The following is a 26,448-nucleotide window of genomic DNA, read 5'->3' on the forward strand; positions in this document are numbered from 1 at the left end:
TCCCGTGGCACTCGGCAGATGCCGGTGAGAAGGTGGGTGTCCGCACGACCCCATCTCAGGAGGTTCGGACATGAGCAGCACCCCGCTGTACCACCCCGATGACGACGAGACGAATCCCCACCCGGAGGACCAGGGAATTTCCCACCAGGGTGGCCCGGAGGATCCCGCCGACGCGGGAGCGTCGCGATCCTCCCAGGACGCCGACTCCGCGGACACCGATCTCGATGAGCTGAACGACGAGGGCGTCGGCGGCACCGTCGGCTCGAAGGACACCTTCGAGCCGGAGGAGTCCGACGACTCCCGCCATGCCGGGAGGGGCGACTCGCCGCAGGTGTGAGGCCCGCCCGCTGTGAGCGACGTTGATCGCTCACAGCGGTGCGCGTCGCATCGGCCCCGGCTGTCCCTCGGACGGCGAGGAGCGGGCCGGAATCGACTAGTCGTACAACTTCACCGAGCCGGGGGCGACTGGCACTCGTGCCAGCGCCGGTCGAGATCGACGAGGCGTGTCGGCTTGCCGTCAGCCTCGCGGGCGTCGACGAGGCGCGGGTGCTGGACGGAACAGACCTCTCGCAGCCGGCGCGGAGGAACGGACGGCCTTGGGGGCTTCGTGGGGACGGGGAGTAGGGCAGGGAGCCCGAGCCGCACGCACGCTGAGCGGGTGCGTGCCGAGACCGGGACCCAACGGGCGACTGAGCTGGTGTTGTCTGCGACGTCCTCACTGGACGTGGACCGATGAGCGCGCGCTGACACGGCCGAGCGGACGGCGTGCTCAGTGGGAGACCGCCCACACCGCCTCGGGGACGAGCGCGACCTCGACCGAGGTGCCCGTCGGCCAAGGCTCGTCCGTCGGCCCGAGCGGCCGGCGGATGACGAGCGTCCCTGCGTTGGTCTCGACGTCGTGGTCGACGTGGTCCCCGCCGAAGGTGGTGGCGAGGATCCGGCCCCGGCGTGGGTCCACCTCCTCGTGCTCGGGTGCCTTTTTCATCCTGAACGCGTGAGGATGCCCGAGCAGGATGCACTCCTCGCCCACGGCTCGGAGATCCGAGACGGCGGGCACGTCCCATTGCTGTCCCAGCGCGCTGACCCGCACCCGGTGTCCGTCGGTGCCAGCAGGCACGCCCTCTACGTGCGCCGCGAGGAAGTTGGGGACGCCCACCCGGGTCGCGACCCAGGCGCTCGCCGGACGGGAGTAGATCTGCCGGGGCGTGCCCACCTGCACGATCACGCCCTCGCGCATCACGGCGATGCGGTCCGCGACGGCCAGTGCGTCCGACCAGTCGTGGGTGACCAGCAGAGAGGCGCTCCCCAGTCGCTCATGGATCCGTGCGATCTCCCGCAGCAGCCCGGCACGGGCGGCCGGATCGACGTGAGCGAGCGGCTCGTCGAACAGCATCACCTCGGGTCGGCGCACCAGGGCCCGAGCCAGGGCGACCCGCTGGCGCTGACCGGCCGAGAGCTCGTGCGGGTAGCGGGTGCGCAGCGTCCTGAGGTCCAGCGAGGTCAGCGCCACGTCGAGCTGGTCGGCGGCGGTCACATCGGTCCGCCCGTGCTCGAGGGCGAAGCCGACGTTCTCCTCGACGGTCAGCTGAGGGAAGAGCACGGGAGTCTCGAAGAGCATCGTCGCGGGTCGTCGCTCGACCGGCACCTGCGCCATGTCGCGCCCTGCGATCCGCACCGTGCCGGCAGGGAGCGGATCCAGGCCCGCGACGCGTCGCAGCAGCGTGGTCTTGCCGGACCCCGAGGGCCCGATCAGGGCGACCATCTCCCCGGAGCGCACCCGCAGATCCACTCCTGCCACGCCGCTCAGCTCCAGTCCGCCCTCGTCCTTCACAACGGTCCCCTCCGCCCGACGACCGCGGCGCTCGCCGCGGCCACCGCGGCGCCGACGGCCGTGACGAGCACGGCGATGATGCCGGTCAGCGCGAAGGTCTGCTCGAAGGATGCCCGGTCCAGCAGATCCAGTGCGAAGGACGCCACCATCGGCGCGTCCGGGGTGGAGAGGAACACGACGGGGACGACCGAGACGATGTTGCGGGCGGTGACGGCGGCCGCGGTGGCGGCGACCAGCGCTCCGGCGCGGGGGAGCACGAGCTGCAGGGCCAGGCGGCGCCTACCCGCTCCGAGCACGCGGGCGGTCTCGTGCAGGGCCTGCGGTGTGCGTTGCTGACCGGCGCGGACGGCCAGGTGCACGAGCGGCACCGCCGGGGCGACGAAGGCGACCAGGAGCGCCACTGCGCCCGAGCCGAGCGAGGCACCGCCCACCAGTGCCGGCAGGTCGCCCCACGGTGTGGGGGTCTCCAGGCCGTAGGCCAGGAAGAAGGCGATGCCGAGGGTGGTGGCGGGCATCAGCAGCAGGGTCACCTGCAGGAGATCCGCGCCCCGCGCGACCCGGTCCCCGGCGCGCTGCGAGGCCCATGCCGTCAGGACTCCCAGCGGGGCGGCGATCAGCAGCGCCGCCAGCGCGTACCCGAGCGTGGAGATGATCACTGCTCGCATCGCGGGCGTCACGAGAGCGACCTGAGCTCGGGCCATCGACGTTCCCGCCGTCAGCATCAGGACGAGCACCAGGGCCAGCACGAGCACGCTGAGCGCCCGGCAGACGTTCACGAGCGGCGAGGACGGCAGCACCAGGGTGGGACTGGCGCCGCCGCCCAGCCACCGGGTCCTCAGCAGCGACGGCTCGGGACGACGCCACAGCACCAGCAGCAGCGGGAGCACCGGCAGCGCCAGCAGGACGGCGATGAGGGAGGCCGTTCCCTCGCCGCCCCACGCGATCACCTCGATGTAGGCGGTGTGCGCGAGCGTCGGCACCCGGCCGCGCAGCACCGCCGGGATCGAGGGGTCCGAGAGCGTCGAGACGAACATCAGCGCGGCGGTCACTCCGAGCGGTGCGCGCAGCGGCGGAAGGAGGACCAGACGGAACACCTCGCCGGCCCGAGCCCCGTGCACCCGCGCCATCTCCACCAGGTGCGGGTCCACGACCCGCCAGGCCACGCGGATCACCAGGTAGGCGATGGGGAGATGGGCGAGGACCATCGCCAGGGCCATTCCCGGCAGGCCGTAGACGTCCGGCAGCACGGCGGCGAACCTCCCGCCGCGCCCGCCGACCGCGACGACGGCGGCGGCGACGGTGTAAGGCGGGACGAGCAGGAGCCCGCCGATGACCGCGTCGAGCAGCCGCCTCGGCCTGATGGGCAGCGTGCGGGCGGTCATCGCGAGTGCGAGCCCGAGAGCGGTGGCGAGGACGGTGACGGTGAGGGACAGCCCGGTCGAGACAGCCGCGGTGCGGCCGAGGCCCGGTGTGCTCGCGGTCGCCAGCGCGGCGAACGCCTGGGTCGCCATCCGGACCACGGGCCAGCCGACGAGGATCAGCGCCCCGGCGCCGACGGGGACCAGCGCGGCCCTCGCCATGAGGCGCGTCCCGCGCTCCGTCATCGCTCGACCTCGGCGGTGAACCAGCCGAGCAGCTCGTCGCGACGCTCGACGCGCTCGGCGAGCGGGGACCCGATCAGGGGGTAGCGCCCGGAGGCGAGGATCTCGGCGAGGTTGCCGGGCAGATCGGAGCGGGTGGCGATCTGGTGGATCCCGGCGTCCGCGCCCGATCGCTGCCCCTCGGCCGAGAGCGCGAAGTCGACGTACTCGCGCGCGCCGCGCGCATGCGGGGCGTCGGCCAGCACGGCGACCGCCCCGATCTCATAGTCGGTGCCGTCATGGGGCACCACCGTCTCGACGTCGTGCCCCTCGGCACGCGCGGCCTCGCAGTACGGGGCGAACGTGAGGGCGACGGCGGCCTCGCCGTGCACCACCACCTGGACGGGGGCGGTGCCGGAGCGGGTGAACTGCAGGACCTGCGCATACAGCGCTTCGAGATAGTCGCGCCCCCCGTCGGCGCCGAGGCGATCTATCTGGAGCGACATCGCGGTGAAGGCGGTGCCCGATGTGCGGGGCGACGCCGTGCTGACCTGCCCCGTCAGCGCCGGGTCGAGCAGATCGTCCCAGGTGAGCGGCGTCTGCGAGTCCAGCGCGGCCAGGCCGGGCGGCGAGATGCAGAAGGCCAGCATCGAGGAGTACACCCCGCTCCATCTGCGCTGCGGGTCGCGGAACGCGTCAGGGATCATAGCGATCTCCGGCGAGCTGTACGGCGCGAGCAGCCCCTCCTCGGCGGCCTCCACGTACATCTCGGCGCCGCCGCCGTGCCAGACGTCGAACTCCGGCAGGCCCTCGCCGCGACGGATCCGTTCGAGAGCCTCCGAGGTGGGAAGACGGACGAGGGTGACGTCGCGTCCGCTGCGTTCGGTGAACGCCGCGGCCCAGGCGCGGCAGATCTCCGCGTCGTTCGAGCAGAGCACGGCGACCTCGTCGCGCTCCGCCGGACCGTCGGCCGCCGTGCAGCCCGTGACGACCAGCAGTGCGAGCACCACCAGTGCGGCCAGGGCACACGGCGACCGGAGCGAAGGAGTCATGGTCCTTCGAGAGTAGGCCAGGTCTCAGGCGTCGGAGGCTGTGCTCGCCGCGGCCTCCTTCTCCCGCCGCCTCTGCTCGCGATCCTGCATCAGCTTCTTCTCGTCCTTGCCGATCACCCACATGATGGCGACGACCAGCAGGGCGCAGACGGTCAGCACCGCGAAGGTCACGTCCCAGCCGAAGGCATGGACCATGACGCCCACCCCGGAGGAGGCGAGGGTGGCGCCCAGCAGGTAGCCGAACAGCCCGGTGAAGCCTGCGGCGGTCCCTGCCACCTGGCGCGGGGAGAGGTCGATGGCCTGGAGGCCGATCAGCATCACCGGGCCGTAGATGAGACCGCCGATCACCGCGACCAGGGCGATCGAGATCCACAGGGGGGCGCTGGTGGGAACCTGCCAGTAGGCGACGAGGGCGACGGCGGTCAGGGCCATGAACAGCATGCCGGTCCCGGCGCGGTAGCCGCGGAAGACCTTGTCGGAGATCCAGCCGCACAGCAGGGTGCCGACGATGCCGGCCAGCTCGAACACCACGAAACCGGTGATGCCGTCCGAGATCTCGGCTCCGCGGGTGTCGGCGAGGTAGACGGTGATCCAGTTGAGCACCCCGTAGCGCAGCGCGTAGACGAACACGTTGGCGACGGCCAGCAGCACGATCACGCGGTTGGTGAGGACGTGCGTGCGCACGAACTGCCACATCGAGGGCTGCTCGTCGCCGTCCTCCTCGATCTCCACCTTCGCGGGGTCGTCGCGATGCTCTTCGATGGGCGGCAGGCCCTCGGACTCCGGGGTGTCCCGGATCAGGACGAAGGCGACCACGGCCACCACCAGGGCGATCACGGCCGGGAACCAGAACGCGGCGCGCCAGTCGTCGGCCGTCCAGGCCAGGGCGGCGGCCGCGGCCACGCCGAGCCCGGCGGCGCCGACGTTGTGCGCGGTGTTCCAGATGGAGGTCTTCCAGCCGCGCTCGTTGGTCGAGAACCAGTGCACCAGCACGCGGCCCGAGGCGGGCCAGCCCATGCCCTGGAACCAGCCGTTGAGGAACATGACGGTCGCGAAGATCGCGATGGTGCCGGAGACCCACGGCACGAAGGCGACGAACAGGTTCGTCAGCGCCGACAGGGCCAGTCCGATCGGCAGGAAGAGCCGCGCGTTGGACCGGTCCGAGAGCGTGGCCATGAAGAACTTCGAGAGGCCGTACGCGAACAGGACGGCGTTCGCGATCAGGCCGATGCCGATCGTGCTGAGCCCCTTGTCCTCGATCAGCAGCGGAGCGACCAGGGAGACGTTGTTGCGGATCAGGTAGAAGCCGGCATAGCCCACGAAGATTCCGAGGAAGACGTTCAGGCGGCGGCGCGGATAGCGGCGCGCGATCTCGGCGTCGTCCAGTCGGGGCCGGGGCGGTGGGGCGGCGAGGAAGCTGCGGCGCTTCGTCGGGGCTGACATGGTTCTCCTTCGTCATCGGGGAGGTGCCGGGCGGCCGGGGATGCCCCTCGTCGATGGCGGGGCCGGTGCTCGGCGGCAGTCTCGAGGACCGCCGCACACAGCCTGCCGACGGCGCGGTAACCGTGGGGTGGCGCTCGGTGACGTTCGGTGACGACCTCAGCGGCGAGGTCAGCGACGACGGGCCGAGGGCAGCACCCGGACCCGATATCCCTGTCCGCGGACGGCCTCGATGAGGTCCCCGGGCGCGCCTTGGGCGAGCATCTGCCGGCGCAGACGGTAGATCATCGACTTGACCATGTCGCGCCCGCCCTCGGTGCGGCTCGTGCCCCACACCTCCTGGAGCAGCGTGCGCAGCGGCACCGCTCGACCGGCGTCCTGGGCCAGGCGGGCGAGCAGGCGCAGCTCGGTCTCCGGCAGCTGGAGCTCGGCCCCCTCCCAGCTCGCGGCGCCGCCCGCGGCATCCACCCGCAGAGGGCCGCAGCGCAGCACCTGCCCGGCGGGGTCGGGGACGCTCACGGACCCGGCCGAGCGTCGCAGGATCGCCTGCACCCGCAGCGCGAGCTCGCGCGGGCTGAACGGCTTGGTGAGGTAGTCGTCCGCCCCGGCGGTCAATCCGGCCACCCGATCGTCCACCTCGCCGAGCGCGGTGAGCAGGATGACCGGGACGTCGGAGGTCTCGCGCAGGGAGCGGCACAGCTCGATGCCGCTCTCGCCGGGGAGCATGACGTCGAGGACGATCAGCTCTATCGGCTCGGTCTCGAGCAGCGCTCGAGCGGAGCGGGCGTCGGCGGCGACCACGGTGCGCAGGCCCTGCGTCTCCAGGGCGAAGGAGATGATCGCGGTCATCTGCTCCTCGTCGTCGACGACGAGCACGAGCGGCGTCGATGCGGCGTCGACCGGGGCGTCAGTCATCGGGGACCTCCCGTGACGGCCAGGGCAGGACGATCAGGATGCGAGTGCCGCGGCGCGCCAGGGAGTCGACGACCACGCGGCCGCCGTGGGCGTCGACGATCTGACGGATCACTCCCATGCCCAGACCCGTCCCCTCCGGATGACCGCTGGACCGGGGCGAGAACAGCTCCGCGCGGCGGTCAGGATCCATGCCCTCGCCGTCGTCGGCGACCGCGATCGTGGCGCCCTCGGACGTCGCCTCCACCCGCACGGTGACCTCGGCGCCCGGCCCCGCGTGACGCACGGCGTTGTTCAGCAGGTTCCACAGCACCTGACGGATCATCGCCCGGTCGACCTCGAGCACGAGCGGCTCCCCGCGGCTGTCGAGGTTCACGGCGGCGCTGCGGATCCGGCGCAGTTCCAGGACGGTCCCGCGCACCAGCTCCCGGACGTCGACCGACGCCAGGTCGAGCGTCGGCGCACCGGCCTCGAGCCGTGCCTCGAGCAGGAAGTCCTCGGCCATGCCCACCACCAGCGAGGTGTTGTCCACGATCGTGTCGACGAAGTAGCGCTGGGTGGGGGTCAGCGGGCCCGGGGTCTCCTCGGCGAGCAGGTCGGCGGCGCCCTTGACCAGGGTGAGCGGGGTGCGGATCTCATGGGAGAGGAGCCGAGCCGAGGACTTCTCCTCGCCGGCCTCTGCGGCCCCGGCCTGCGGGGGGAGGACGACCGGCGCGCGGTGCCTGCGCAGGGTGAGGAGCCCGGCAGTGCACAGCGCCCCCAGCAGGAAGGCCGCGAGGACCACGGCGGCGAGCTGCCCGCCTGAGACCTGCAGAAGCTGTGTCGACACGTGGTCAGGATAGGTGGCGTGGCCGCGGGCTGGCATTGGTCCTCCGGGGGAGCACCGCGATCTGCCGATGAAGGGTTCTACCCGCTCGTGAACGAGCCCGCCTGAGACGAGGTACCCGGCGCGGTGCCCCTGATCGACTCCGGTGCGGTCGACGCCGACTCGCTGATCATCGGTCGTCTCAGACTCCACGAGGTCGAGGACGCGCTGCTCAAGACGACGACGGACCCGCCGGCGGTCATGATGATGGTCATCCGGGGACTGGCGATTGCGAACCGAGACGGGGGCAGGGCGGGTCGCTACGTCGCGGCCCGGCCTGCGCCGTTCGGCTCGTCGGTTTCCAGAGGTATCGCGTCCCCGGAACGGTGATAAAGCCCGCGAGCGTCGCGCCACGGACCACTCCCGAAGCACCGACGGTCGATCGACGGCCCCGGGCAGGTTGCCCAGGACTGTCGATCGGTGAGCCTTGTCAGCTCGACGGCCGGCCTGCCTCGCCGGCGACGCCGTTCACGACGGGCGAGCCCCCCGACGCAGTGCGGGCGACGTCTGGGAGCCGAGGCTCACTCGAGCCTCCGCGCAGCGGCGGAGACCGTGTCCTCGGACTGGAAGGACGCGAGAACGGTCACTTCGGTCGTCTCGAGGACAGAGGGGAGGCCGGGCACACGCATGTTGACGCGTCGTTCTCCCGCGGGCATGTTCCGCTCCATCTCGGCCAGGACGCTCTCCCCGTCCCAGACGAAGAGCTTCGCCGCTCCCTTCACCGGGGCATGGACCACTGCCGTGATGCGGTCCTTCTTCCTCTCCACCGACACGATCTCCAGATGGGGGCTGGTGGGGCTGTGGCCGCCGAGCGGCACACGGTCCCCGGCGCTCTGGATGATCGACAGCGGCGAGTCCACCGACCGAGCTGCGGTCGACGGCAGCACGGCGTCCTTCGGCTCGGAGCCCGCATCCTCCAGTCCTTCGAGAGAGACCTGCCCCCATCGCCAGGGGTCCGCGCGCACGCCGGCGAACGTCGACCAGCCGACCCGCACCTGCGCCGCCTGATTCTGGGTGTCGGAGTCGTTGATCAGGACGTTGAATCCCATGTGGCGAGGATCGACGGCGTCCGGGAGCACGTCGAAGGGGATCTTGACCTCGAGGTCGTAGCCCGAGTACTCCTCCTCGCTGTCCGCCATGGTCACGGCGACTTCCATGCCCGGTGCGGTCTCCTCGGCGATTCCCTGGTGGTTGTCGCGGTCCCGACCTGCTCCGGGCGGTCCGGTCATCGAGCCCATCGAGGGCATGATGCCGGCGATGAACGTCTCCGCGGTGTTCGCAGCGTTCCCCCGCGGGTCCACGTAGATCTCCACGGAATCGGTGCGGCGCTGACGCTTGTTGTCGTCGAGCGGCAGGATGGTGCCCCGCACGTCGTCGGCGACGGAGACGAAGACGTAGAGGTTCTCGTCGTCGAAGGTCAGCCAGCAGTCGCCGCTGACCGAATCCGTGGTGCCGCCTGCATCGCTGACCGGATCCCAGACCGTCTTGACAGGGATCGGCTCGCCGGGATACTCCTCCTCGTCGCGGACCCCGTCGATCACCGGAGCGGTGGAGGCCGGTTCGACGACCCGGCTCGGCACGAGGTTCATGGTCGCCGTCCGCCGGGACGTGGAGCCCTCAGCCCGCACGAGCAGCTCCACAGGCCAGGCGCCCCCGTTCTGCCCGCGGTTCGCAGTCGGGACGGAATCATCGGTGTTGGCGATCTCCACAGTGGACTGCTGGCTGCCACCGGCCTCGATGGTCGGGACCTCGAGAGTCGAGGGCGTGGCGGAGAAGCCATCGGGGACGGTGATCTCGACCGAGCCGTTGTGAGGCCGCGTCGAATAGTTCCTGATGGTGATTCCGAGGTCCCGACTGCGTCCCTGGCCGACCGCGAAGAGCTCCGGCACCAGCGCGTCGAGATGCTTGAGGTCCAGGTTCTCCGTCCATTCGCGGAACTCGCGAATCTCCTCGAGCGGCTCGATGCTCGCCTCAAGGGCCCCGGCGGCTCGCACCGGTGCACTGGAGGTGCCGGCCATACCCGTGGCCTCGATCGACACAGTCGCCTCGAGCCGCGCGGTGGTCCCCGGCTCGACCGATGCGTCGACGGTGACGTCGAAGGAGACGGAGGTGCTCTCACCGGCGTCGAGAGCCGGCAGGGCTCGAGCACCGCTCGCCGCCCATCCGTTCGGCCCTTGCAATGTGACGGTCCCTGCGGAAAGGCCCTCCCCCTGAGGCGCGGTGACGACCACCTTCACGGGGAGCGGGTCGCCGGCGACGAACTCGTAGCGTTCAGGGGCGACCTCCAGGTGGGTCCCCAGCGGCAGGCCCCCGTCGATCGGCAGGGTGGCGCCGCGCAGGGCGGCGTCGCCGCCGCTCGTCGGATCCACCAGAGGCGTTCGCGTGTGCAGCAGCGTCATCCACGTGCTCGCGATCTTCTCCGGAGCAGACGGACTGCCCTCGCGCTCAGCCCACCCCTGCGTCTCGTAGGTCCAGATGGCCTCATCCTTGATCGCGGACCACCGCTTGCCGTGGGCCTCGCTGGGAGTGCCGTCCCAGCAGCCGAACACGAGGTCGCTCTCGACCGTCGGGACGTAGCCCTCGGCCACGCTGTCGGGACCGGTCGTGCCGTTGCCGTTCGCCCCGCTCCTCAGGATGCGCTGCGGTGTCCACGCCGCGAAGCCCTCCTCGAGATGCTCGGGGAACACGGACGGGTCGCCGGAGCAGAGATACGCCTCGACGGCGTACATCGCCGCCTGCTGGTGGTTGCCGTGGTTGCCCTCGACGGCCGAGGGATTCATGGTCACGATGATCTCCGGGCGGGTCGCGCGCACCACGCGCACGATGCGGCCGAGCAGCTCTTCCCCGCCCCACACTTCCCGAGAAAGGGGTGCGCTGGCGGTGTAGAAGAAGTCGAGGGCGTCGAGGTTGTAGATGTGCTCGATGCCTGCGAGTCCGACGGCATCTCGCTCCTCCGCCTCGCGGATGAGCCCCAGCGCGGGCCCCTCCTCGAGCCCGACGGCGTTTCCGCCGCCCTCACCGCGCGTCGCAGTGATGACGCCGACCTTCATGTCGTGGAGCTCTCCCCACTGCCCGAGCGCCGCGAGGGTGCTGGCCTCGTCGTCGGGATGGGCCCCGATGAACAGGATGTTGAGCTTCACGGAGTCCGATCCTTCCTCCGCGAGAGCGCGTTCTGCGGGAGTGAGGGCGAGGTTCGTGCCGGTGAATGCTGCGGCCAGGCTGAAAGCTCCTGAGGCCTGCAGCACCCTGCGTCGGGAAGGTCGTGCGGCTGACCAGTGACGATGCTGTTCCATGGATGTCCCTTTCGAGGTCCGGGCATCACCTCGACGTGACGCCCCTCATACTTCATAGCCTGAAGGAAGCGCCTAAAACAAGTGTTCGAGGCATGCGACCTTCTGGTCGCCATTGGGGCCGCGGGCGCTGGAACTGCAGGGATCCTGTCGTAAGCGGCACTTGCTCCGACGCTTTCTGCAGGCTATAAAGTAAGCATGTCGATGGTGACTCCACACTCAGCGAACGGCACGCAGGGCTCGAAGCGCCTGCAGAGCGTCGTCCGTACCCTGCTGGCGCACGGGACCATGTCTCGCACAGAGCTCGCGGAGCTCACCGGTTACTCGCAGTCCTCCATGACCGGATCGATCCGCATGCTCATGCGTCTCGGTCACGTGATCGAGACCGGGCGTGGCCGATCGACTGGCGGACGCCGACGCACGATGCTCGAGTTCGATCGACGGAGCGTCCTGCTCATGCTGATCTCGGTGGACTCCGGTCATCTGGTCGCGCGCCAGGTCGATCTCTCCGGAACCGTTCATGTCCAGGTGCGCCGGCGTCTAGTCCCCGAGCGCCCCCTGACCTCCGTCCTGAACGCCATCGACGCACTCCAGGGGGTTGCAGAATCGCCCTCGACCTGCGCGATCATCTCCCTGCCGGGGGTCGTCTCCGCCGAGGGCGATGTGTCCCTCGCGCCGGCGCTCGGACAGCCCACGGATCGTCGCATCCAGGACGTCGTCGCAGAGGCCTCCGGTCTCCACACCATTGGCGAGAACGACGTAAACCTCCTGGCTCTCGGCGAGGCGATGGGAGGGGCAGTCCGGGACGTCAAGGATTTCGGACTAATCTTCGTCGGGGACGGTATCGGCGGCGCGCTGGTGTTGGACGGCAAGGTCCACCGCGGCGTCTCAGGATCCGCCGGAGAGATCGGCTTCCTGCCCTGGAACGGGGCTCCGAGCAGCGGGGGCAGCGCGTTCGGGCCGCTCGAGTCGAACTGGTCCGTCTCCGCCCTGCGCAGGCGGGCGGAAGAGATCGGCATCGACGCGGACGAGACGAACGTCGTCGAAGCGCTCGAGAGCAGTGACATGCCGGAGGCGCGAGCCCTGCTGGACGCAGCGATGGACGCTTGGGCCTACGCCGGGATCGTGCTCACCTGCGTCATCAATCCCGGGCAAGTGGTCTTCGCAGGCGACGCCGCCAACCTCTCCGAGACATCCCGGGCCGCGCTCACTTCGAAGGTCCTCGCAGGCAGCCCCTCGCCCATCGAGGTCCGCTTCGCAGAGCTGGGGGACGGCGCCATCGTCAACGGCGCGATCTCGCATCTGCAGAGCGCTCCATGGATCTTCCTCCCGGAGGACGAGGAGCACGCTGATCCACACCGGTCGACGGCAGGGCCCGACAAGGAACCTCCCGAAGAACTGTTGTCCTGACCACTGAAAGCACCACTCAAAGGAGAGAACGATGTTCAACCGACGTAAGTACCTGCAGGGCACCGCACTGGTCGGCGCGACGGCGGCTCTGGCTGCCTGCGGATTGGACGGGGGCGGTGGCTCGGGGAGCAGCGAGGGAGGCGGGGAGGGCGGTCCGGTGCCCTTCACCATCTACACCGCTCGCGACAGCGAGCTCGCAGAGAAGGTCGTCGCAGATTTTGAGGCGGCGAACCCGGAGTGGGAGGGCATGGCGACCGTCCTGACCCTCGGGGCGCAGGAGGCTCTCGAGCGCGTGCGAGCGGAGAAGTCCAATCCGCAGGGGGACCTGTGGTGGGGCGGCACTCGTCAGCAGCTCTCCCAAGGAGCGGCCGACGGGATCCTGGCGCCGGCGCCGCAGGAGGTCATCGACGCGGTGCCCGAGGAATACCGGGACCCTGAGGGGCTCTGGGTCGGCGAGATGCTGCTGGCGGAGCTGTTCATGATCAACACCGAGATGATCAGCGGTGATGAGGTCCCCGCTGACTGGGACGACCTGCTGGGCACGGAGTACGCGGGCAACATCGTGATCCGCGATGTCGAGGCCTCCGGGACCATGCGCGCGATCTACTGCGCCATGATCGATCGTCTCTATGACGACGAGGGCTCCGCCGAGGCCGGATACGAGTGGTTGCGCGGACTCGATGCGAACACCGCCACCTACGCCGCGAACCCGACGGACATGTACCAGCGGGTCAGCCGTCAGGAGGCTGCGCTCTCCCTGTGGAATCTGCAGGACATCATGCTGCAGAAGAACGGGGATTTCCCGATGTTCGATGCGGTGGTCCCCTCCTCGGGGGCGCCGATGCTGGTCGACGGACTCGCCAAGATCGCCGGTGGCCCTGGCGGTGCCGGAGCGGATGCCTTCATCAACTACCTGATGAGCGTCGAGGTGCAGACGGCCATGGCCGAGGAGCATTTCCAGATCCCGGCCATCGAGCTCGAGGAGGAGCCGCAGTGGCTCGCCGAGCTCGGGCTCGAGGAGATGGAGCTCGACTGGGACCGCATCGCCGAGAACGAGGACGAGTGGATCGGTCACTGGGCCAGCAGCATCAAGGGCAAGGGCTGACCGCTCAGCACTGGAACGGCAGGGGCCCGGCCCGTGCGGGGCGGGCCCCTGCCCTCATCTTCGGAGGAACCTATGAACTCAGTCGACCTCGAGAACGTCACCAAGGTCTACGGCGGCAGCACGCCCTCCGTCGACGACCTCACCCTGACGGTCGGGGACGGTGAATTCTTCACGCTGCTCGGACCGTCGGGCTGCGGGAAGTCGACCACCCTGCGCATGATCGCGGGTTTCATCAACCCCACGTCGGGACGGATCCGCTTCGGCGAGCGCGACGTCACGAACCTGCCCCCGCACCGGCGGGACACCGGCATGGTCTTCCAGAACTACGCGCTGTTCCCCCACATGGACGTCGCCGGGAACGTGGCCTACGGACTCTCGATGCGGGGGGTCGCGAAGTCCGAGAAGCGCTCTCGCATCGATGAGGCGCTGGCGATGGTGGGGCTGACCGGATACGCGGACCGCCGCATCGATCAGCTCTCCGGCGGACAGCAGCAGCGAGTGGCGCTCGCGCGAGCACTGGTGATCCAGCCGTCCGTGCTGCTCCTCGACGAGCCGCTGTCCAACCTGGACGCCAAGCTGCGCGAGGAGACCCGTGCACAGATCCGCCAAATCCAGCAGCGCGCCCGCACCACGAGCGTCTACGTCACCCACGACCAGTCCGAGGCGATGGCGATGTCCGACCGGATCGCCGTGATGAACGCGGGCGTGCTGCATCAGGTCGGGGCGCCTCGGGAGATCTATCGTCGACCTGCGACGAGCTTCGTGGCCCGCTTCATCGGCCGGTCCAACGTGCTCTCCGGGACCGTCGAGGAGGCCGGGACCGAGCGTCTCTCCGTCCGCCTCGACGGGGGCGAGGTGCTTCAGGCGCCGGTGTCGGAGGGGGCCCTCTCCGCACGGGTCGCCGGGGGTGATGCCGTGGCCCTCTCGGTCCGGCCGGAGACGATGCGCATCGAAGCTGTCCCCGAAGGCAGCGGCACCGTCGTGGGAGGCGTGCGCGCGACCGTTCGCATGACCGAGTTCACCGGGGCGAGCTGTGTGATCTGGCTGCGGTACGGCGACGAGGATCTGCTGGCGACCATCCCCGACACCGACGACCTTCCGGAAGCTGGCGACGAGGTGCTGCTTCGCCCCGACACTGCTCGCACCTGGGTGGTGGCGCCATGACGCTCACTGCTCGGCCCGCCGCGGCCACCGCGCCGAAGCCACGCCGGAATCGCCTGCAGCTCACCGCGTCGGACCGCTTCGTCTACGTGCTCGCGATCCCGTTGGTGCTGATCCTGCTCGTCTACATCGTCTTCCCGATGATCGCGACGGTGTTCACCTCGGCCGAGGACGGCGGAGCGGCCTATGTCGACTTCGTCTCCGGGAACTCGCGGCAGGCCCTCGTGCTCTCCGTGGGGATCTCGCTGGCCTCGGTGCTGACCGCAGGCGTGGTCGGCACCGGGCTCGCCGTGCTGCTGACCCGTTTCAGCTTCCCCGGACGTTCCGTGCTGAAGGTCTTCGCGCTGCTGCCGCTGGCGCTGCCGCCGCTGATCGGCGCGCTCTCGTTCTACTACCTCTATGGCACGAGCGGGATCATCCCTCGCGTGCTGGCCGAGCTGACCGGCGTCCCCGCGTCGTCCCTGTCCTTCGACGGGATCGCGGGGGTGATGCTCGTGCACACGCTCACGATGTACCCGTACTTCTACCTGTCCGTGAGCGCAGGGCTCTCCGGGAGCGACGCGTCCCTGGAGGAGGCGGCGATGAACCTCGGGGCGAGCCGCTCGACGATGTGGCGCACCGTGCTCCTCCCGATGCTCACCCCTGCGCTGGTATCCGGCGCGCTCCTGACGTTCATGGTGTCGATGGCGTCCTTCACCGCGCCGCAGTTCTACAACGTCAACACGCTCACCATGCGTATCGTCGCGGCCAAGACCTCCGGCGCCTACGATCTCGCGGCGGCGCAGTCCACAGTGCTGTCGGTGGTGTCGATCCTGTTCCTTCTCCTGATGCGCTGGTATCAGAACCGTCGCCTGACCCGCTCGATGTCGAAGGGTACGCCCCAGACGGTCAAGACCGTGCAGGGCATCCTCCCTCAGATCCTCGCCGCGATCGGCTCCGCCGTGATCGTGCTGGTCCTCGCCGCGCCCGTGGCCGCGATCGTGCTTCTCGCCTTCACCGTGAACGGCACCTGGACCACGCAGATCATCCCGCCCGAGTACACGCTGCAGAACTTCATCGACATCTTCACCGAGCCGCGCAGTCTGCGGCCGCTGCTGGTGTCCTCCCAGATGTCGGCGGTCGCGATGGCCGCGTCGATCGTGGTGGGAGTTGTGACCGCGTGGGTGATCGCTCGGTGGAAGGGCAAGGGCGCGGGAATCCTCGACCTGATGATCATGCTGCCGTGGGCGCTGCCCGGCACGGTCGTGGGCATCAACATCGTCACCGCGTTCGCGTCCCCGACTCCGTTCAACCTCGGGCAGGTGTTCCTCGGGTCCCTGTGGATCCTGCCGCTGGCGTACTTCATCCGCTTCGTGCCGCTGGTCTTCCGCAACGCCGCCGCGTCGCTCGCCCAGATCGATCCCTCCGTGGAGGAGGCCGCGCAGAATCTCGGTGCCGGGCCTCTCCGGACCCTGCGCACGATCACGCTGCCGCTCATGGCGCGCGGTGTGATCGCCGGTGCGCTGCTCGCGTTCGTCCAGGGCTTCGGCGAGTACGTCGCCTCCGTGGTCATCTACCCGGCCCGCTTCGTGCCGCTCTCGGTGGAGATCTACAACCGTCAGTACGCCAATGATCTGGGCACGGCCTTCGCCTACGGTTCGCTCCAGGTGCTCGCCATTCTGATCGTCCTGATCATCTCGGAGGTCCTGGAGAAGCCGGGACGCTTCACTCGCCGTCGTCGTCGCACCGGCGACATCGCTGAAACCGCCGCAGCCACCGCTGCGTGAGAGGAGACCCTGTTGACGCAGGACAACACCGCACCCGAGCCCGAGGCCGGCCGTCGCGCGCCGCTGCGAGACCGTGACGATCTGTCGATCTACTGGGACAACCATCTCCGCGTCGCGTTCGAGCAGTCGGCGCCGCACGATCTGCCCGCGATGGTCGAGGCGAGCCTCGCGCACGTCACGATGCTGCGCGAGACGAAGGCGCTCCCTGAGCCCCGCGCGGATCGGCTGCTGCGAGGGCTGCTGACCCTCTGGCAGAGGTGGGGCGATGCAGAGCCGTCGGAGGACTGGCGCCCGCGCGTCGCCTCGCATCCCTTCGACGGATCCGTGGAAGATCCCTACTACTACCTCGAGCAGCAGCTCGCCGCCGCATGCGGCATCAGCACCTCGGACCTGGACGTCCAGCTCGCCCGCAGCCGCAACGACCTGGACGCCGGCGTCTTCCGCATGATCCTGCGCCGGTGCATCCTTGATCTCGCCGAGCTCCTCCTGCAGACGGTCCGCGATCTGGAGGAGGTCGCGGCGCGAACGACGGACGCCCTGCTCATCGGGCACACGCACCGCCGGCCGGCACAGCCCACCACCATCGCCCACGTCCTCTCGGGCCTCGCCGAGGCCATGCTCTCGCAGGCCGAGGAGCTGCTGTCCGTCTACGACGAGATGAACGTCTCGCCGCTCGGCTCCGCCGCCTTCACCGGCACGGACATCGCGATCGACGCGCAGCGCGTGGCCGATCTGCTGGGATTCTCGAGCTCCTTCACCGCCTCTTACGAGGCCGTTGCCGGCGCCGAGCACTTCATGAGGCTCGCCGGCCTGCACGCGCGCATCGCGTCGACAGGCGCCCGCTGGGCGCGCGTGCTCCAGGAGTGGATGAATCTGGGCTGGGTGCGCATGCCCGACGAGTTCACTCAGGGCTCTTCGATCATGCCGCAGAAGAAGAACCCTGTGGTGCTCGAGCACCTGGTCTCCATGTCCGGTGCCGCCAACGGGGAGGCGAATGCCGTGTTCACGACGATCGCCGCCGGCTGGTACGAGGACTCGAACAACGCGACCACCGATGTCCAGAAGCATCTGTGGTCCTCCACCGAGCGCATCATCCGCTTCGTGCGCCTGCTCGACGGGCTCACGCTCGAGATCGAGCCCGCCGACCTCCCCTCCGACGAGGACATCGTCCGATCCGGCGCCACGACCACCGCGGTGGCCGAGGCGCTCGCCGGTCAGTCGGTGCCCTGGCGCAGCGCTCACGACGTGGTGGGAACGCTGTTCCGACAAGGGGACCCGACCACGTGGAGTGCGGACCAGGTGGAGGAAGCGCTCGCTGGAGCCGGCATCGACGACGACGGGCCTCTGCGCGACCTGGTCCTCTCCTCCGGACGGGACCCGCGAAGGATCCTCGAGCGCGAGCAGCCCGGGTCCCCGGGGCGGCAGGCCATCGCGGTCGCCCTCCAGCACGCCGAGCAGCGGGAGCGCTCTTTGTCGGCGCAGTTCCAGGAACGGCGGCGCTTGCTTACCGACGCTCGTGAGCGACTGCTCGGCACTGTGACCGATCTGGTGGGGACCGCATCGGCCACATGCGCCCTCAGCGTCATCGGCAATGCGAACCTCGACGTCATCGTCCATTCGGCGACGACATTCCCCCCGGCGGGCACGGAGCAGATCGTGCCGGAGATCGAAGTGCGGCTGGGCGGATCGGCCGCGATCGCCGCTCAGCGTGCGGCGCAGCTCGGCATCGCTGCTCGACTGACAGCGAAGGTGGGAGACGACGCCTCCGGGCGGATGGTGCGCGCCCTCGCGGAGACCGAAGGGCTCGCACTCGACCTGATCAGCGCGCCGTCGGAGGGATCCGGCTTGACGGTCGCCGCCGAGGAGGAGGGCAGCGAGAGGTCCTTCCTCTCCTCGCTCGGCGCGATGGGCACGTTCACTGCGGAGGACGTGCCCCCGGAGGCGCTCCAGGCGCGGTATGTCCTGCTCAGCGGGTACTTCCTCCTTCCGGAGTTTCAAGGCGCGTCGGCGGCCTCGCTCCTCCGCGAGGCACAGAGGAGCGGAGCGACCACCGCGGTCGACACCGGCCACCCGGATGGCGGATGGAGCGACGACTTCCGTGACGAGCTCTTCGAGCACGTCCTGCCCCATACCGACATCGTCCTGCCGAACGAGAGCGAGCTGCGGGGGCTCACCGACCTCGAGGACGTCGAGGACGCGGCGCGCGATCTCGCCGTGCGCTCCGGGGCACTGGTGGTGGCGAAGCTGGGTGCAGAAGGCGGTCTCCTCTGCGACGGGGAGGAGCTGTACCGCGTGACTGCTCCTGAGGTGAAGGTTCGGGACACGACCGGAGCGGGAGATAGCTTCAATGCCGTCTTCCTCGGAGCGCTCAGCAGGGGGGTGGGTGCTCGTGAGGCGCTCGAGACGGCAGTCGCTACAGCGTCGCAGCTGGTCGCCCTGGATCCCCAGGAGAGGGATCAGCATCTGCGCTCCCTGCGCGGCTGAGCGAGTGAGGTGAGCGCGCGGAAGGTGCCCGGCTGCGGCCGGGCACCTTCCGCGTGTCCGAACCGTGTGAATCAAATCCGCGCCGCGCTTAGCCCGCGCCGGCTGCGGCGAAGGAATAATCGCGCCGATGCCAAGCAGGGATGGTGCTATTGCCACGGCGCGCGACATCACGTGCGTTCACTCCTCCTCTCCCCAGCGGCGGACAGTCAGTCTCCCGGGATCGGCGTTAGTCAACCCACGACCACCCGCGGCCCGAGCTCCTTCACCGCCGCGACGTCCTCGGCCGACAGAGCCTCATCGGTGATGATCGCGTCGAACTCGTCGAGCCTCGCCACGCGGTACTTCGCGAAGTGCCCGAATCTCCCGGAGTCGGCGAGGAGCACGGACTCGGTCGCCGCCTCCATCGCGGCACGCTCCGCATCGATCTTCGCCTCGACCGGGGTGGTGATCCCGTGCTTTGCGTCCCAGGAGCTGGTGGAGATGACGGCGAGGTCGAGCGACAGCTCGGCGAGGGTGAGCGCAGCGAGGCGGCCGATCATCGACTGGTTCGCGACGTCGATCCGACCGCCCACGCAGATCAGGTCCACGCTCGGGTGGTCGAGGAAGGCGCCGGCGGTGCCGAGGTCGTTGGTGACCACGGTGAGGTCCTTCCGCTCCTGCAGCAGCGGACGCATCGCCTGCACGGTGGTGCCCGCATCGAGGTAGAGGGTCATCGAGTCGGTGACCATCGCGGCGGCGCGAGGACCCGAGGTGGCGGGAAGTGGGCGCCTGTAAAGGTGGACGGCGTGGACAGAGGGGTGCCGTGCGCTGGCACCGCCCGAGGACCACGCCGCGCTGTGACGATCACGGGGTCCAGCTGCGCCATCTCTGCCGCGGCGCAGCTGGACCCCGCGTCGTGGGCGGGGCTGTGTCAGTGCTGCTCGATCACGACCCGCACGTCCCATGCGCCGAGCTCGACAGCGTCGCCCGCGGAGAGCTGTTCACCGCTCACCGCATCGCGCACATCCGACGGCAGCGGGTACGAGCTCGGATCCCAGGACCAGTTGTGCAGCACGTGCACGCGCTCGCCGGCGCTGTTGGTCGAGCTCGAGACCGTCTGCGAGTCCCCGGCGGGGCGCCAGGACGGCGTGCCCGCTCCGACCTGCACCGCCCAGTCCATGATCGCGGCGGCGAGCTCCTGGTCGGGGACGGTGCCGACCGTGGTGATCCGCCCGGCGCCGACGGACCGAGTGGTGACCGCGGGCCACCGGCCGAAGTGCGGGTGCTCGTAGCCGACGAGCACCTCCATGCCCTTGCCCTCGACCTGCAGGCCATCGGCCCACAGCGTCGCCGTCGCGCCGGACGGCAGCGAGAACCCAGCGGTCTCCGCCCCTGCCCCGGCCGAGACCGGGAGCGGCGCGCGCAGGTTGCTGAACTCGTCGTACCAGGCGCCGGAGGCCTCGGAGAGAAGGGCGGGCTTGCGCTCGAGGCGGGCGCGTCCCTCCTGGTCCTCATAGCCGGTGCGGATGCCGAGCACGAGATGCCCACCGGCCTCCGCGTACTCCCGCAGCCACAGCAGGTCCTCATCGGACGCGATGGTGAACGCGGCGGCGACCAGCACCGGCCGACGTGCCGCGAACTCGGCCGGGGCCTCGCTGCGCAGCTGCGCGATGTGCACGGCGTTGCCCTGCAGGCCTGCGTCGACCACACCCCGCGAGAAGGCCTCGTACACGGTCTGGAAGGCTCGACGGTCCGGGCCTCCGTCGGCGGTGGCGAGGGACGGGTACTGCGAGAGCAGCCACTTGCTCGGGTTGTCGAACAGCAGCGCGACGTCCGCATGCGGCGCGAGCCCTGTCACCGCGGAACCGGCGCGGCGCAGATCATCACCGAGCTCCGCGAGCTCGCGGTACACCCGCCCGGGGTCCTGAGCGTGGGGGAGGATGCCGCCCCAGTAGGTCTCGGCTCCCGCGTGCAGAGTGTGCCAGTGCCAGTACTCGATCATCGCGGCGCCCCGGGAGATGAGCGCCCAGGCGGCCTGCTTCCACTGCCCGTCGAAGGCGGGCTCGTTCATCCACGGGTAGCCGATCGCCTGGGCATTGGTCTCGGTGACCAGGAACGGAGCCTGCTTGGTGCCGTACATCCGGTCGGCGTGGGTGAACAGCGACCACACGCCCGTAGTGGTCCAGAACTGGGCGTCCTGGCCGGTGCTGGGCAGGGCGAAGGACTCCTGCATCCGGTAGTAGGGGTTGCCGGCGGTGACGTCGAGGGAGCGAGCCACCTTCTCTTCGTCGAGGGTGGGCCTGTCGTAGGAGATGCAGGTGGTGACGAACTGGGCCTCGCGGGCGTACTCGCGCACCACCTCGGCCTGCCAGCCGATGAAGTCCGTGGTCAGCTGCGCCTGGAAGCGTCGCCAGGCGAGCGTGTACTGCGGCTGCACGTTCGCGTCCGGCCGCCACAGGTCCGCCCAGTCGCTCAGTCGGTGGGACCAGTAGGTGAGGCCCCATTCGCGGTTGAGGTCCTCGACGGTGCCGTACTCGCGACGCAGATGGTCGATGAACTTCTGGAACACCTGGTCGTTCGCGAAGATCTCGTTGCCGGGCTCGTTGTCGACCTGGTACCCGATCACCGCGGGATGGTCCGCATAGCGGGCGATGACCTTCCGGATCATCCGCTCGGCGTGGAAGAGGAACGCCGGATGCGCGTAGTTGATCTCCTGACGAGCGCCCCAGCCCATGCGCTGCCCGGTGGTGCGCTCGACATTGACCTCCGGCACCTGACGGGCCAGCCACATCGGTGCCGCGTAGGTGGGGGTGCCGAGGACGACGGCGATGCCGTTCTCGTGTGCGGCGTCGAGCACAGGGGCGAGCCAGTCGAGATCGAACACCCCGTCCTCCGGTTCCCAGGTGGACCAGACAGATTCGCCGACGCGGATGACCGTGAAGCCGGCGTCGCGCATCAGGCGCATGTCCTCCTCGAGACGAGGGCTGGGCTGGTACTCGTGGTAGTAGGCGGCGCCGAAGAGCACGTGGTCGGGCAGAGCGGTCATGAAGCGTTCCTTTCGGAGGATCGGTCTGTGGTGGGGGCAGGTCGAGCGACACGGGTTCGAATCCCGTTGGGGGCCGACGGGCCTCCCCGTCCCGTCGGCCCCGGGGCGTCAGCCCTTGACAGCGCCGGCGACGAGTCCCTCGAGCAGCTGCTTGCGCAGCAGGATGAACACGAGGATCGTCGGGATCGACGCGAGGACCGCACCGGGCAGGACCAGGTCGAAGCTGCGGTTCTCGGAGGCGTAGAGGATGTTCAGGCCGAGCGGCAGGGTGAACTGCTCGGTGTCGGAGATGATCACCAGCGGCCACAGGAAGCTGTTGTAGCTCTGGAGGAAGCTCCACACCCCGAGCGCCCCGAGCGAGGGACGCAGCAGCGGCAGCACCACCCGGCGGAAGGTCCCGAACTCGGTGGCCCCGTCGATGCGGGCGGACTCGAGCAGCTCGTCCGGGATCGCCTGGACGATGAACTGCTGCATCATGAAGATGCCGAATGCCGGCGCGACCCACGGCACGATCAGCGCGAACCACGGGTTCGCGAGCCCGCTCTTGACCACCAGGATGAACAGCGGGATGAGGATGACCGCGAAGGGCACCGACAGCGAGCTGAACATGACCGCGAACAGGATTCGCTTGCCGCGGAAGCGGAACTTCGCGAAGCCGTAGCCGGCCATGGCGCAGACGAACACCGAGACCACGGTCGCGATGCCGGCGGTGCCGATGCTGATCCCGAACCAGGACCAGAACGGCTGGGTGCCGAGCAGATTCTGGTAGTTCTCGAGGGTCGCCGGGTCCGGGATGAGGCTCGGCGGGGTCGCGAAGATGTCGCCGCGCTGCTTGAAGGAGCCGCTCAGCGCCCACAGCATCGGGAAGATGAACACGACCAGCAGGGCGGTGAGGGTGAGGTACAGCAGGCCACGGCGCGCTCTCGCAGGGGCGTCCACGGGGCGAGGCCTCGAAGGGGCGGTGACCGTGTCGGTGGCAGTGGTGCTCATGAGTCCCTCCCGATGCCGAGGAGCCGGTTCAGGCCCTGGCTGACTGCGAAGACGATGACGAACAGGACCACGCCCGCGGCGGCGGCGTAGCCGAACTGCTGCCGCTCGAAGGCGGCGCGGTAGATGAACATGGCGATCGAGATGGTCGACTCCCCGGGACCGCCCTTGGTGAGCAGATACGGCTCGTCGAACAGCTGCGCCGCGCTGATGAACGAGGTGACGATGACGAACGCGGAGATCGGCTTGATCCCCGGCACCGTGACGGCGAAGAAGGTGCGCATTCGCCCGGCGCCGTCGAGGGCGGCCGCCTCGTACTGCTCGGCGGGCACGTTCTGGAGGGCGGCGAGGAAGAAGATCGTCAGGTAGCCGACGGTCCGCCACAGGAGCACGAAGCCGATGGCGAGCTTGGCGAGGGTGGGGTCCCCGAGCCAGTCGATGTTCGGCAGCCCGAACACGGCGTTCAGCGTGGCGTTCAGCAGCCCGTAGTCGCGGTCGAAGATGAGGCTGTAGATCAGCGCGATCACGATCGGGGAGAGCACCATGGGGACGAAGAACGCGACGCGGAACATGTCCCGGAAGCGCAGCCCCTTCGTGTTCAGCGCCTGGGCGACGAGCAGTGCGCAGGGCACCACCACGAGCACGGCGATGAGGGTGTAGACGAGCGAGTTCGCCAGGGCGGTGGCGAAGCTCGAGTCGGACGCGAGGTTCATGTAGTTGGTCAGCCCGATGAACGTCGGCGTCCCCAGGCCCACCCACTCGGTGAGGCTGAGGTACACGGCGGCGATGATCGGGACGATCATGAACAGCACGTACAGCACGTAGAACGGCGCGATGAAGCCGTAGGGAGCAAGGCCTCCCCGCAGGGAGCTGCGTCGGCGAGAGGTCGCCGCAGGCGCCGTGCGGGAGGCAGGGGCGGTGGGGGTGGCGGTGGTCATCTCTCAGCCCTTCGCTTGGCCGCGGAAATCGTCGGTCGCGTCGGCGAGAGCCTGAGTGGGGCTCACGTCGCCGCGGAAGGCGCGCAGGATGTGCCCGGCCAGGACGATGTTCATGATCGACTGGTTCGCGCTCTGGTGGACGTCGGGGACGTCGTCGATGACGTCGCGGAAGATCTCGAACAGCCGCTGTCCGCCGAAGTACTCATCCTCGAGGGCGAGCAGCTCCGGGTCGTCGTAGACCGAGCGGAGCGTGGGCAGGTAGCCCATCGCCTGGTAGCGCTTGACCTGCTGGGCGGGATCGAGGTATGTGCTGATCACGAGGTTCCGGGCGGCTGCGGTGGCGGGCTTGTCGCGCAGCGCGCCGAAGCCGGTGCCGCCGCCGACGCCCGCGCGGTGGCCGCCGTTCTCCCACAGCGGGAGCGCAGCGACGCGCCACTGCCCCGACTGCTCCGGGACGTTGGGCTGGATGCCGTAGCTCGAGTACCACGACGGCATGTTGACCGCGAGGATCTTCCCGGACTTCAGGCCGCTCTGGACGGAGGGGCCGTACATGTCGGCGACGGTCGCGTAGATGCCGCTCTGCACCGCGTCGGTGAGGAAGGTCAGCGTGTCCGCGGCCTCCTCCGTCATGAGCGTCGGATTCCCGTCGGCGTCGAAGAGATCGCCTCCCCGCTGCAGGAGGTGGAGGTGGTAGCCCTGCACCGTGCCGCCCGGGTCGTTGACCGCGATCGCGCCGAGCGCGAGCTGCTCGGTCTCGGCGAGGGAGCGGCCCACGTCGGCGAGGTTCTCCCAGGAGCCGAAGTCGGCATCGATGCCGAGGCGCTCGAACTCATCGGCCCGGTGGTAGAGGACGGTGACGGGAGTGTCGGAGTCGAGCGCGTACACGGCACCGTCCTTGCTGAACGGCGTGAGGCGCGCGGAGATGAGGTCGTCGCCGAAGGGAGCGATGTCCTCGGAGAGGTCGACCAGCAGCTCCGGGGCGATGTCGCCGCGCAGCATCCGGGAAAAGGCGCCGATCTCGAGGCCGGCGACGTCGGGAGTGCCGGTGCCGGCGACGGCCTGGGCGATGAGCTTGGTGACGAGGTCCGAGGCGCCGATCTTCGTGATGCTGAGGTCGTAGACGAAGTCCGCGTTCTGTTCGGCCAGGCCGATCGCCTCGGTGAAGAAGTCGATGTAGCCGTCGTCATGGGTCCACAGGGCCAGCGGGACCTCGCCCGACTGGATCGGTGCTGTGCTGGTGCCCCCGCAGGCGGCGAGGGCTCCGGAGGTCGTGAGCACAGCTGCGGTCGCGGCACCGACGCGCAGCAGGTCACGGCGGCGAGGTTCTGGTGGAACGGGAATCGTCGAAGGGGACGGACGGCGGCAGAGCCGCCCGCGATGGGTGGGTCGGGGCATCGGATGTACTCCTGACTGCGCTGTCAATGGTGGGTACAACGGACCGCCGGGGTCGGCGGTGTGGTGCGACGGAGCATGGCGTCCTGGTGGGACGCGGCCCCGTGTTCCGGTCAGCGCGGCGTCGCGGTACCGGAGTCGGAGGGCGGGGCGACGGACTCGCGTTCGATGAGCGAGACCGGGACCCGATGATGCAGCTTGTCCGCCGCGATCCCGTCGATCGCGCGGATGAGCTGGTTCATGCCGTGGAGCGCCGACTGTGCGAACTCCTGGCGCACGGTGGTGAGGGGAGTGGCCTGGTAGGCGGCGACGTCGATGTCGTCGAAGCCGACGATGCTCACGTCCCCGGGGACGCCGAGTCCGGCGGTGCGAAGGGCGGAGACCGCCCCGATCGCCATCTGGTCGTTGGCGACGAACACAGCGGTGGGGCGTAGCTCCTGCGAGAGGAGGCGGTTCATCGCCTCGTAGCCGCTGCGCGGGGTCCAGTCCCCGGCGGCGGGCTCGGGCACCTCCGCCCCGTGCGCTTCGAGGACGCTGCGCCATCCGTCCTGCCGCAATCTGCTCGACACCCAGGCGGAGGGCCCGGCGAGATGGTGCACGGTGCGGTGGCCATGGGCGAGCAGGTGCTCCGTGGCCAGCCGGCCGCCCGAGTGCTCGTCCGCTCCGACGAGGATCTCGTCCTCGAGATCGGTGAGGCCCCGGCCTCCGAGGGTGAGCACGGCGACGTTCGAGTGGACGCGGAGCGGCGGGCCGGGGATCTCCATCGGCTCGGAGAGCACGATCCCCTCGACGCCCTCGCCGAGGAGGGCGTCGATCGCGGCCTGCACCTCCTCGCGCTCGGTCGAGTCGGTGCGGTGGATCGACAGCGAGTAGCCGTCGGAGCGGGCCACGGACTCGAGGGCGGTCAGCGCCGAGAGCGGGCCGTACAGGGAGGTGCCGAGCGTGACCACGCCGATCCGGCGGGTGCGTCGGGTGACGAGCGAGCGGGCCGCGGCATTGGGCCGGTAGTCGAGCTCGCGGATCGCGGCGAGCACCCGGTCGCGCACCTCCGGGCGCACGTGGGGCTCCCCGTTGACCACGCGGGAGACGGTCTTCTGGGAGACCTGGGCGCGTGCGGCGACGTCCGTCATGGAGGCGGTGCGGCGTGCACGACGAGTCGGGCTTGTCGCGACCATGTGTACCTCCTCCATCGACGGGCTGGTGTTGACGG

Annotated in this window: 20 protein-coding genes; 7 read left to right on the forward strand and 13 right to left on the reverse strand. The window is 69.7% G+C overall.

Annotated features, from left to right (window positions below; translation table 11 throughout):
• Positions 1-70: 70 nt before the first annotated feature.
• Entirely contained in the window at positions 71-337 is a 267-nt protein-coding gene (locus A4A78_RS08405; RefSeq protein WP_062948271.1) for a hypothetical protein, read from the forward strand.
• Between the two features lie 432 nt (positions 338-769).
• On the opposite strand, the gene A4A78_RS08410 is transcribed toward A4A78_RS08405, so the two are convergent.
• The 6 genes from A4A78_RS08410 to A4A78_RS08435 form a co-directional block, all read right to left on the reverse strand.
• Complete coding sequence (locus A4A78_RS08410; protein ID WP_156488592.1) at positions 770-1,798, reverse strand: ABC transporter ATP-binding protein; 1,029 nt, start codon at positions 1,796-1,798, stop codon at positions 770-772.
• A gap of 29 nt (positions 1,799-1,827) precedes the next feature.
• Positions 1,828-3,435 (reverse strand): iron ABC transporter permease, encoded by a 1,608-nt coding sequence (locus A4A78_RS08415; RefSeq protein ID WP_062948275.1) that lies wholly within the window; start codon positions 3,433-3,435, stop codon positions 1,828-1,830.
• Positions 3,432-4,463: an ABC transporter substrate-binding protein gene (locus tag A4A78_RS08420; protein ID WP_062948277.1), complete on the reverse strand. Its 1,032-nt coding sequence runs from the start codon at positions 4,461-4,463 to the stop codon at positions 3,432-3,434. The genes A4A78_RS08415 and A4A78_RS08420 overlap by 4 nt, the downstream gene beginning before the upstream one ends.
• Positions 4,464-4,487: 24 nt before the next feature.
• A complete protein-coding gene (locus A4A78_RS08425) occupies positions 4,488-5,906 on the reverse strand; it encodes an MFS transporter (protein ID WP_062948279.1) in 1,419 nt (472 codons plus the stop codon).
• A gap of 168 nt (positions 5,907-6,074) precedes the next feature.
• Positions 6,075-6,818 carry a response regulator transcription factor gene (locus A4A78_RS08430; RefSeq protein WP_062948281.1) on the reverse strand — a complete coding sequence of 248 codons (744 nt, stop codon included), beginning with the start codon at positions 6,816-6,818 and terminating at the stop codon, positions 6,075-6,077.
• On the reverse strand, positions 6,811-7,644 hold the full coding sequence (locus A4A78_RS08435; protein WP_197466654.1) for a sensor histidine kinase KdpD: 834 nt from the start codon (positions 7,642-7,644) through the stop codon (positions 6,811-6,813). The genes A4A78_RS08430 and A4A78_RS08435 overlap by 8 nt, the downstream gene beginning before the upstream one ends.
• A gap of 123 nt (positions 7,645-7,767) precedes the next feature.
• Here A4A78_RS08435 and A4A78_RS08440 point away from each other — a divergent pair, with 123 nt between their 5' ends.
• Positions 7,768-8,010, forward strand: a complete 243-nt coding sequence (locus A4A78_RS08440; protein ID WP_062948285.1) for a hypothetical protein — start codon at positions 7,768-7,770, stop codon at positions 8,008-8,010.
• Between the two features lie 191 nt (positions 8,011-8,201).
• On the opposite strand, the gene A4A78_RS08445 is transcribed toward A4A78_RS08440, so the two are convergent.
• The gene (locus A4A78_RS08445; protein ID WP_062948286.1) at positions 8,202-10,820 is read right to left on the reverse strand and encodes a sugar-binding protein; all 2,619 of its coding nucleotides are present in this window, start codon (positions 10,818-10,820) and stop codon (positions 8,202-8,204) included.
• Positions 10,821-11,168: 348 nt separating this feature from the next.
• Here A4A78_RS08445 and A4A78_RS08450 point away from each other — a divergent pair, with 348 nt between their 5' ends.
• The 5 genes from A4A78_RS08450 to A4A78_RS17785 all read left to right on the forward strand — a co-directional run bounded on the left by A4A78_RS08450 (position 11,169) and on the right by A4A78_RS17785 (position 18,896).
• Entirely contained in the window at positions 11,169-12,380 is a 1,212-nt protein-coding gene (locus tag A4A78_RS08450; RefSeq protein ID WP_062948288.1) for an ROK family transcriptional regulator, read from the forward strand.
• A gap of 31 nt (positions 12,381-12,411) precedes the next feature.
• The gene (locus A4A78_RS08455) at positions 12,412-13,485 is read left to right on the forward strand and encodes a substrate-binding domain-containing protein (RefSeq protein WP_062948290.1); all 1,074 of its coding nucleotides are present in this window, start codon (positions 12,412-12,414) and stop codon (positions 13,483-13,485) included.
• A gap of 72 nt (positions 13,486-13,557) precedes the next feature.
• The gene (locus A4A78_RS08460) at positions 13,558-14,649 is read left to right on the forward strand and encodes an ABC transporter ATP-binding protein (RefSeq protein ID WP_062948292.1); all 1,092 of its coding nucleotides are present in this window, start codon (positions 13,558-13,560) and stop codon (positions 14,647-14,649) included.
• On the forward strand, positions 14,646-16,412 hold the full coding sequence (locus tag A4A78_RS08465) for an iron ABC transporter permease (protein ID WP_062948294.1): 1,767 nt from the start codon (positions 14,646-14,648) through the stop codon (positions 16,410-16,412). Before A4A78_RS08460 ends, A4A78_RS08465 begins: the two co-directional genes overlap by 4 nt.
• A gap of 12 nt (positions 16,413-16,424) precedes the next feature.
• A complete protein-coding gene (locus A4A78_RS17785; protein ID WP_156488593.1) occupies positions 16,425-18,896 on the forward strand; it encodes a PfkB family carbohydrate kinase in 2,472 nt (823 codons plus the stop codon).
• 230 nt (positions 18,897-19,126) lie between these two features.
• Here A4A78_RS17785 and A4A78_RS08475 read toward each other — a convergent pair whose 3' ends face one another.
• From A4A78_RS08475 to A4A78_RS08500, 6 genes are all read right to left on the reverse strand, one after another.
• Entirely contained in the window at positions 19,127-19,624 is a 498-nt protein-coding gene (locus A4A78_RS08475) for a DeoR/GlpR family DNA-binding transcription regulator (RefSeq protein ID WP_062948296.1), read from the reverse strand.
• A 182-nt stretch (positions 19,625-19,806) separates the two neighbouring features.
• On the reverse strand, positions 19,807-21,921 hold the full coding sequence (locus A4A78_RS08480; protein WP_062948298.1) for a beta-galactosidase: 2,115 nt from the start codon (positions 21,919-21,921) through the stop codon (positions 19,807-19,809).
• Positions 21,922-22,029: 108 nt separating this feature from the next.
• Positions 22,030-22,911: a carbohydrate ABC transporter permease gene (locus tag A4A78_RS08485; protein ID WP_062948300.1), complete on the reverse strand. Its 882-nt coding sequence runs from the start codon at positions 22,909-22,911 to the stop codon at positions 22,030-22,032.
• The gene (locus tag A4A78_RS08490; RefSeq protein ID WP_062948302.1) at positions 22,908-23,846 is read right to left on the reverse strand and encodes a carbohydrate ABC transporter permease; all 939 of its coding nucleotides are present in this window, start codon (positions 23,844-23,846) and stop codon (positions 22,908-22,910) included. Before A4A78_RS08490 ends, A4A78_RS08485 begins: the two co-directional genes overlap by 4 nt.
• Positions 23,847-23,849: 3 nt before the next feature.
• Complete coding sequence (locus tag A4A78_RS08495; RefSeq protein WP_197466655.1) at positions 23,850-25,124, reverse strand: ABC transporter substrate-binding protein; 1,275 nt, start codon at positions 25,122-25,124, stop codon at positions 23,850-23,852.
• A gap of 227 nt (positions 25,125-25,351) precedes the next feature.
• A complete protein-coding gene (locus A4A78_RS08500; protein WP_062948304.1) occupies positions 25,352-26,413 on the reverse strand; it encodes a LacI family DNA-binding transcriptional regulator in 1,062 nt (353 codons plus the stop codon).
• Positions 26,414-26,448: the final 35 nt, after the last annotated feature.

Source organism: Brachybacterium sp. sponge, from assembly GCF_001613775.1.
Lineage (GTDB): Bacteria > Actinomycetota > Actinomycetes > Actinomycetales > Dermabacteraceae > Brachybacterium > Brachybacterium conglomeratum.

What these genes read in the sequence shown, in the direction of transcription:
- A4A78_RS08405 (WP_062948271.1), top strand. Translation starts at nt 71, where the DNA reads ATGAGCAGCACCCCGCTGTACCACCCCGATGACGACGAGACGAATCCC.
- A4A78_RS08415 (WP_062948275.1), bottom strand. Translation starts at nt 3,435, where the DNA reads ATGACGGAGCGCGGGACGCGCCTCATGGCGAGGGCCGCGCTGGTCCCC.
- A4A78_RS08420 (WP_062948277.1), bottom strand. Translation starts at nt 4,463, where the DNA reads ATGACTCCTTCGCTCCGGTCGCCGTGTGCCCTGGCCGCACTGGTGGTG.
- A4A78_RS08425 (WP_062948279.1), bottom strand. Translation starts at nt 5,906, where the DNA reads ATGTCAGCCCCGACGAAGCGCCGCAGCTTCCTCGCCGCCCCACCGCCC.
- A4A78_RS08430 (WP_062948281.1), bottom strand. Translation starts at nt 6,818, where the DNA reads ATGACTGACGCCCCGGTCGACGCCGCATCGACGCCGCTCGTGCTCGTC.
- A4A78_RS08450 (WP_062948288.1), top strand. Translation starts at nt 11,169, where the DNA reads ATGTCGATGGTGACTCCACACTCAGCGAACGGCACGCAGGGCTCGAAG.
- A4A78_RS08455 (WP_062948290.1), top strand. Translation starts at nt 12,412, where the DNA reads ATGTTCAACCGACGTAAGTACCTGCAGGGCACCGCACTGGTCGGCGCG.
- A4A78_RS08460 (WP_062948292.1), top strand. Translation starts at nt 13,558, where the DNA reads ATGAACTCAGTCGACCTCGAGAACGTCACCAAGGTCTACGGCGGCAGC.
- A4A78_RS08465 (WP_062948294.1), top strand. Translation starts at nt 14,646, where the DNA reads ATGACGCTCACTGCTCGGCCCGCCGCGGCCACCGCGCCGAAGCCACGC.
- A4A78_RS08475 (WP_062948296.1), bottom strand. Translation starts at nt 19,624, where the DNA reads ATGGTCACCGACTCGATGACCCTCTACCTCGATGCGGGCACCACCGTG.
- A4A78_RS08480 (WP_062948298.1), bottom strand. Translation starts at nt 21,921, where the DNA reads ATGACCGCTCTGCCCGACCACGTGCTCTTCGGCGCCGCCTACTACCAC.
- A4A78_RS08485 (WP_062948300.1), bottom strand. Translation starts at nt 22,911, where the DNA reads ATGAGCACCACTGCCACCGACACGGTCACCGCCCCTTCGAGGCCTCGC.
- A4A78_RS08490 (WP_062948302.1), bottom strand. Translation starts at nt 23,846, where the DNA reads ATGACCACCGCCACCCCCACCGCCCCTGCCTCCCGCACGGCGCCTGCG.
- A4A78_RS08500 (WP_062948304.1), bottom strand. Translation starts at nt 26,413, where the DNA reads ATGGTCGCGACAAGCCCGACTCGTCGTGCACGCCGCACCGCCTCCATG.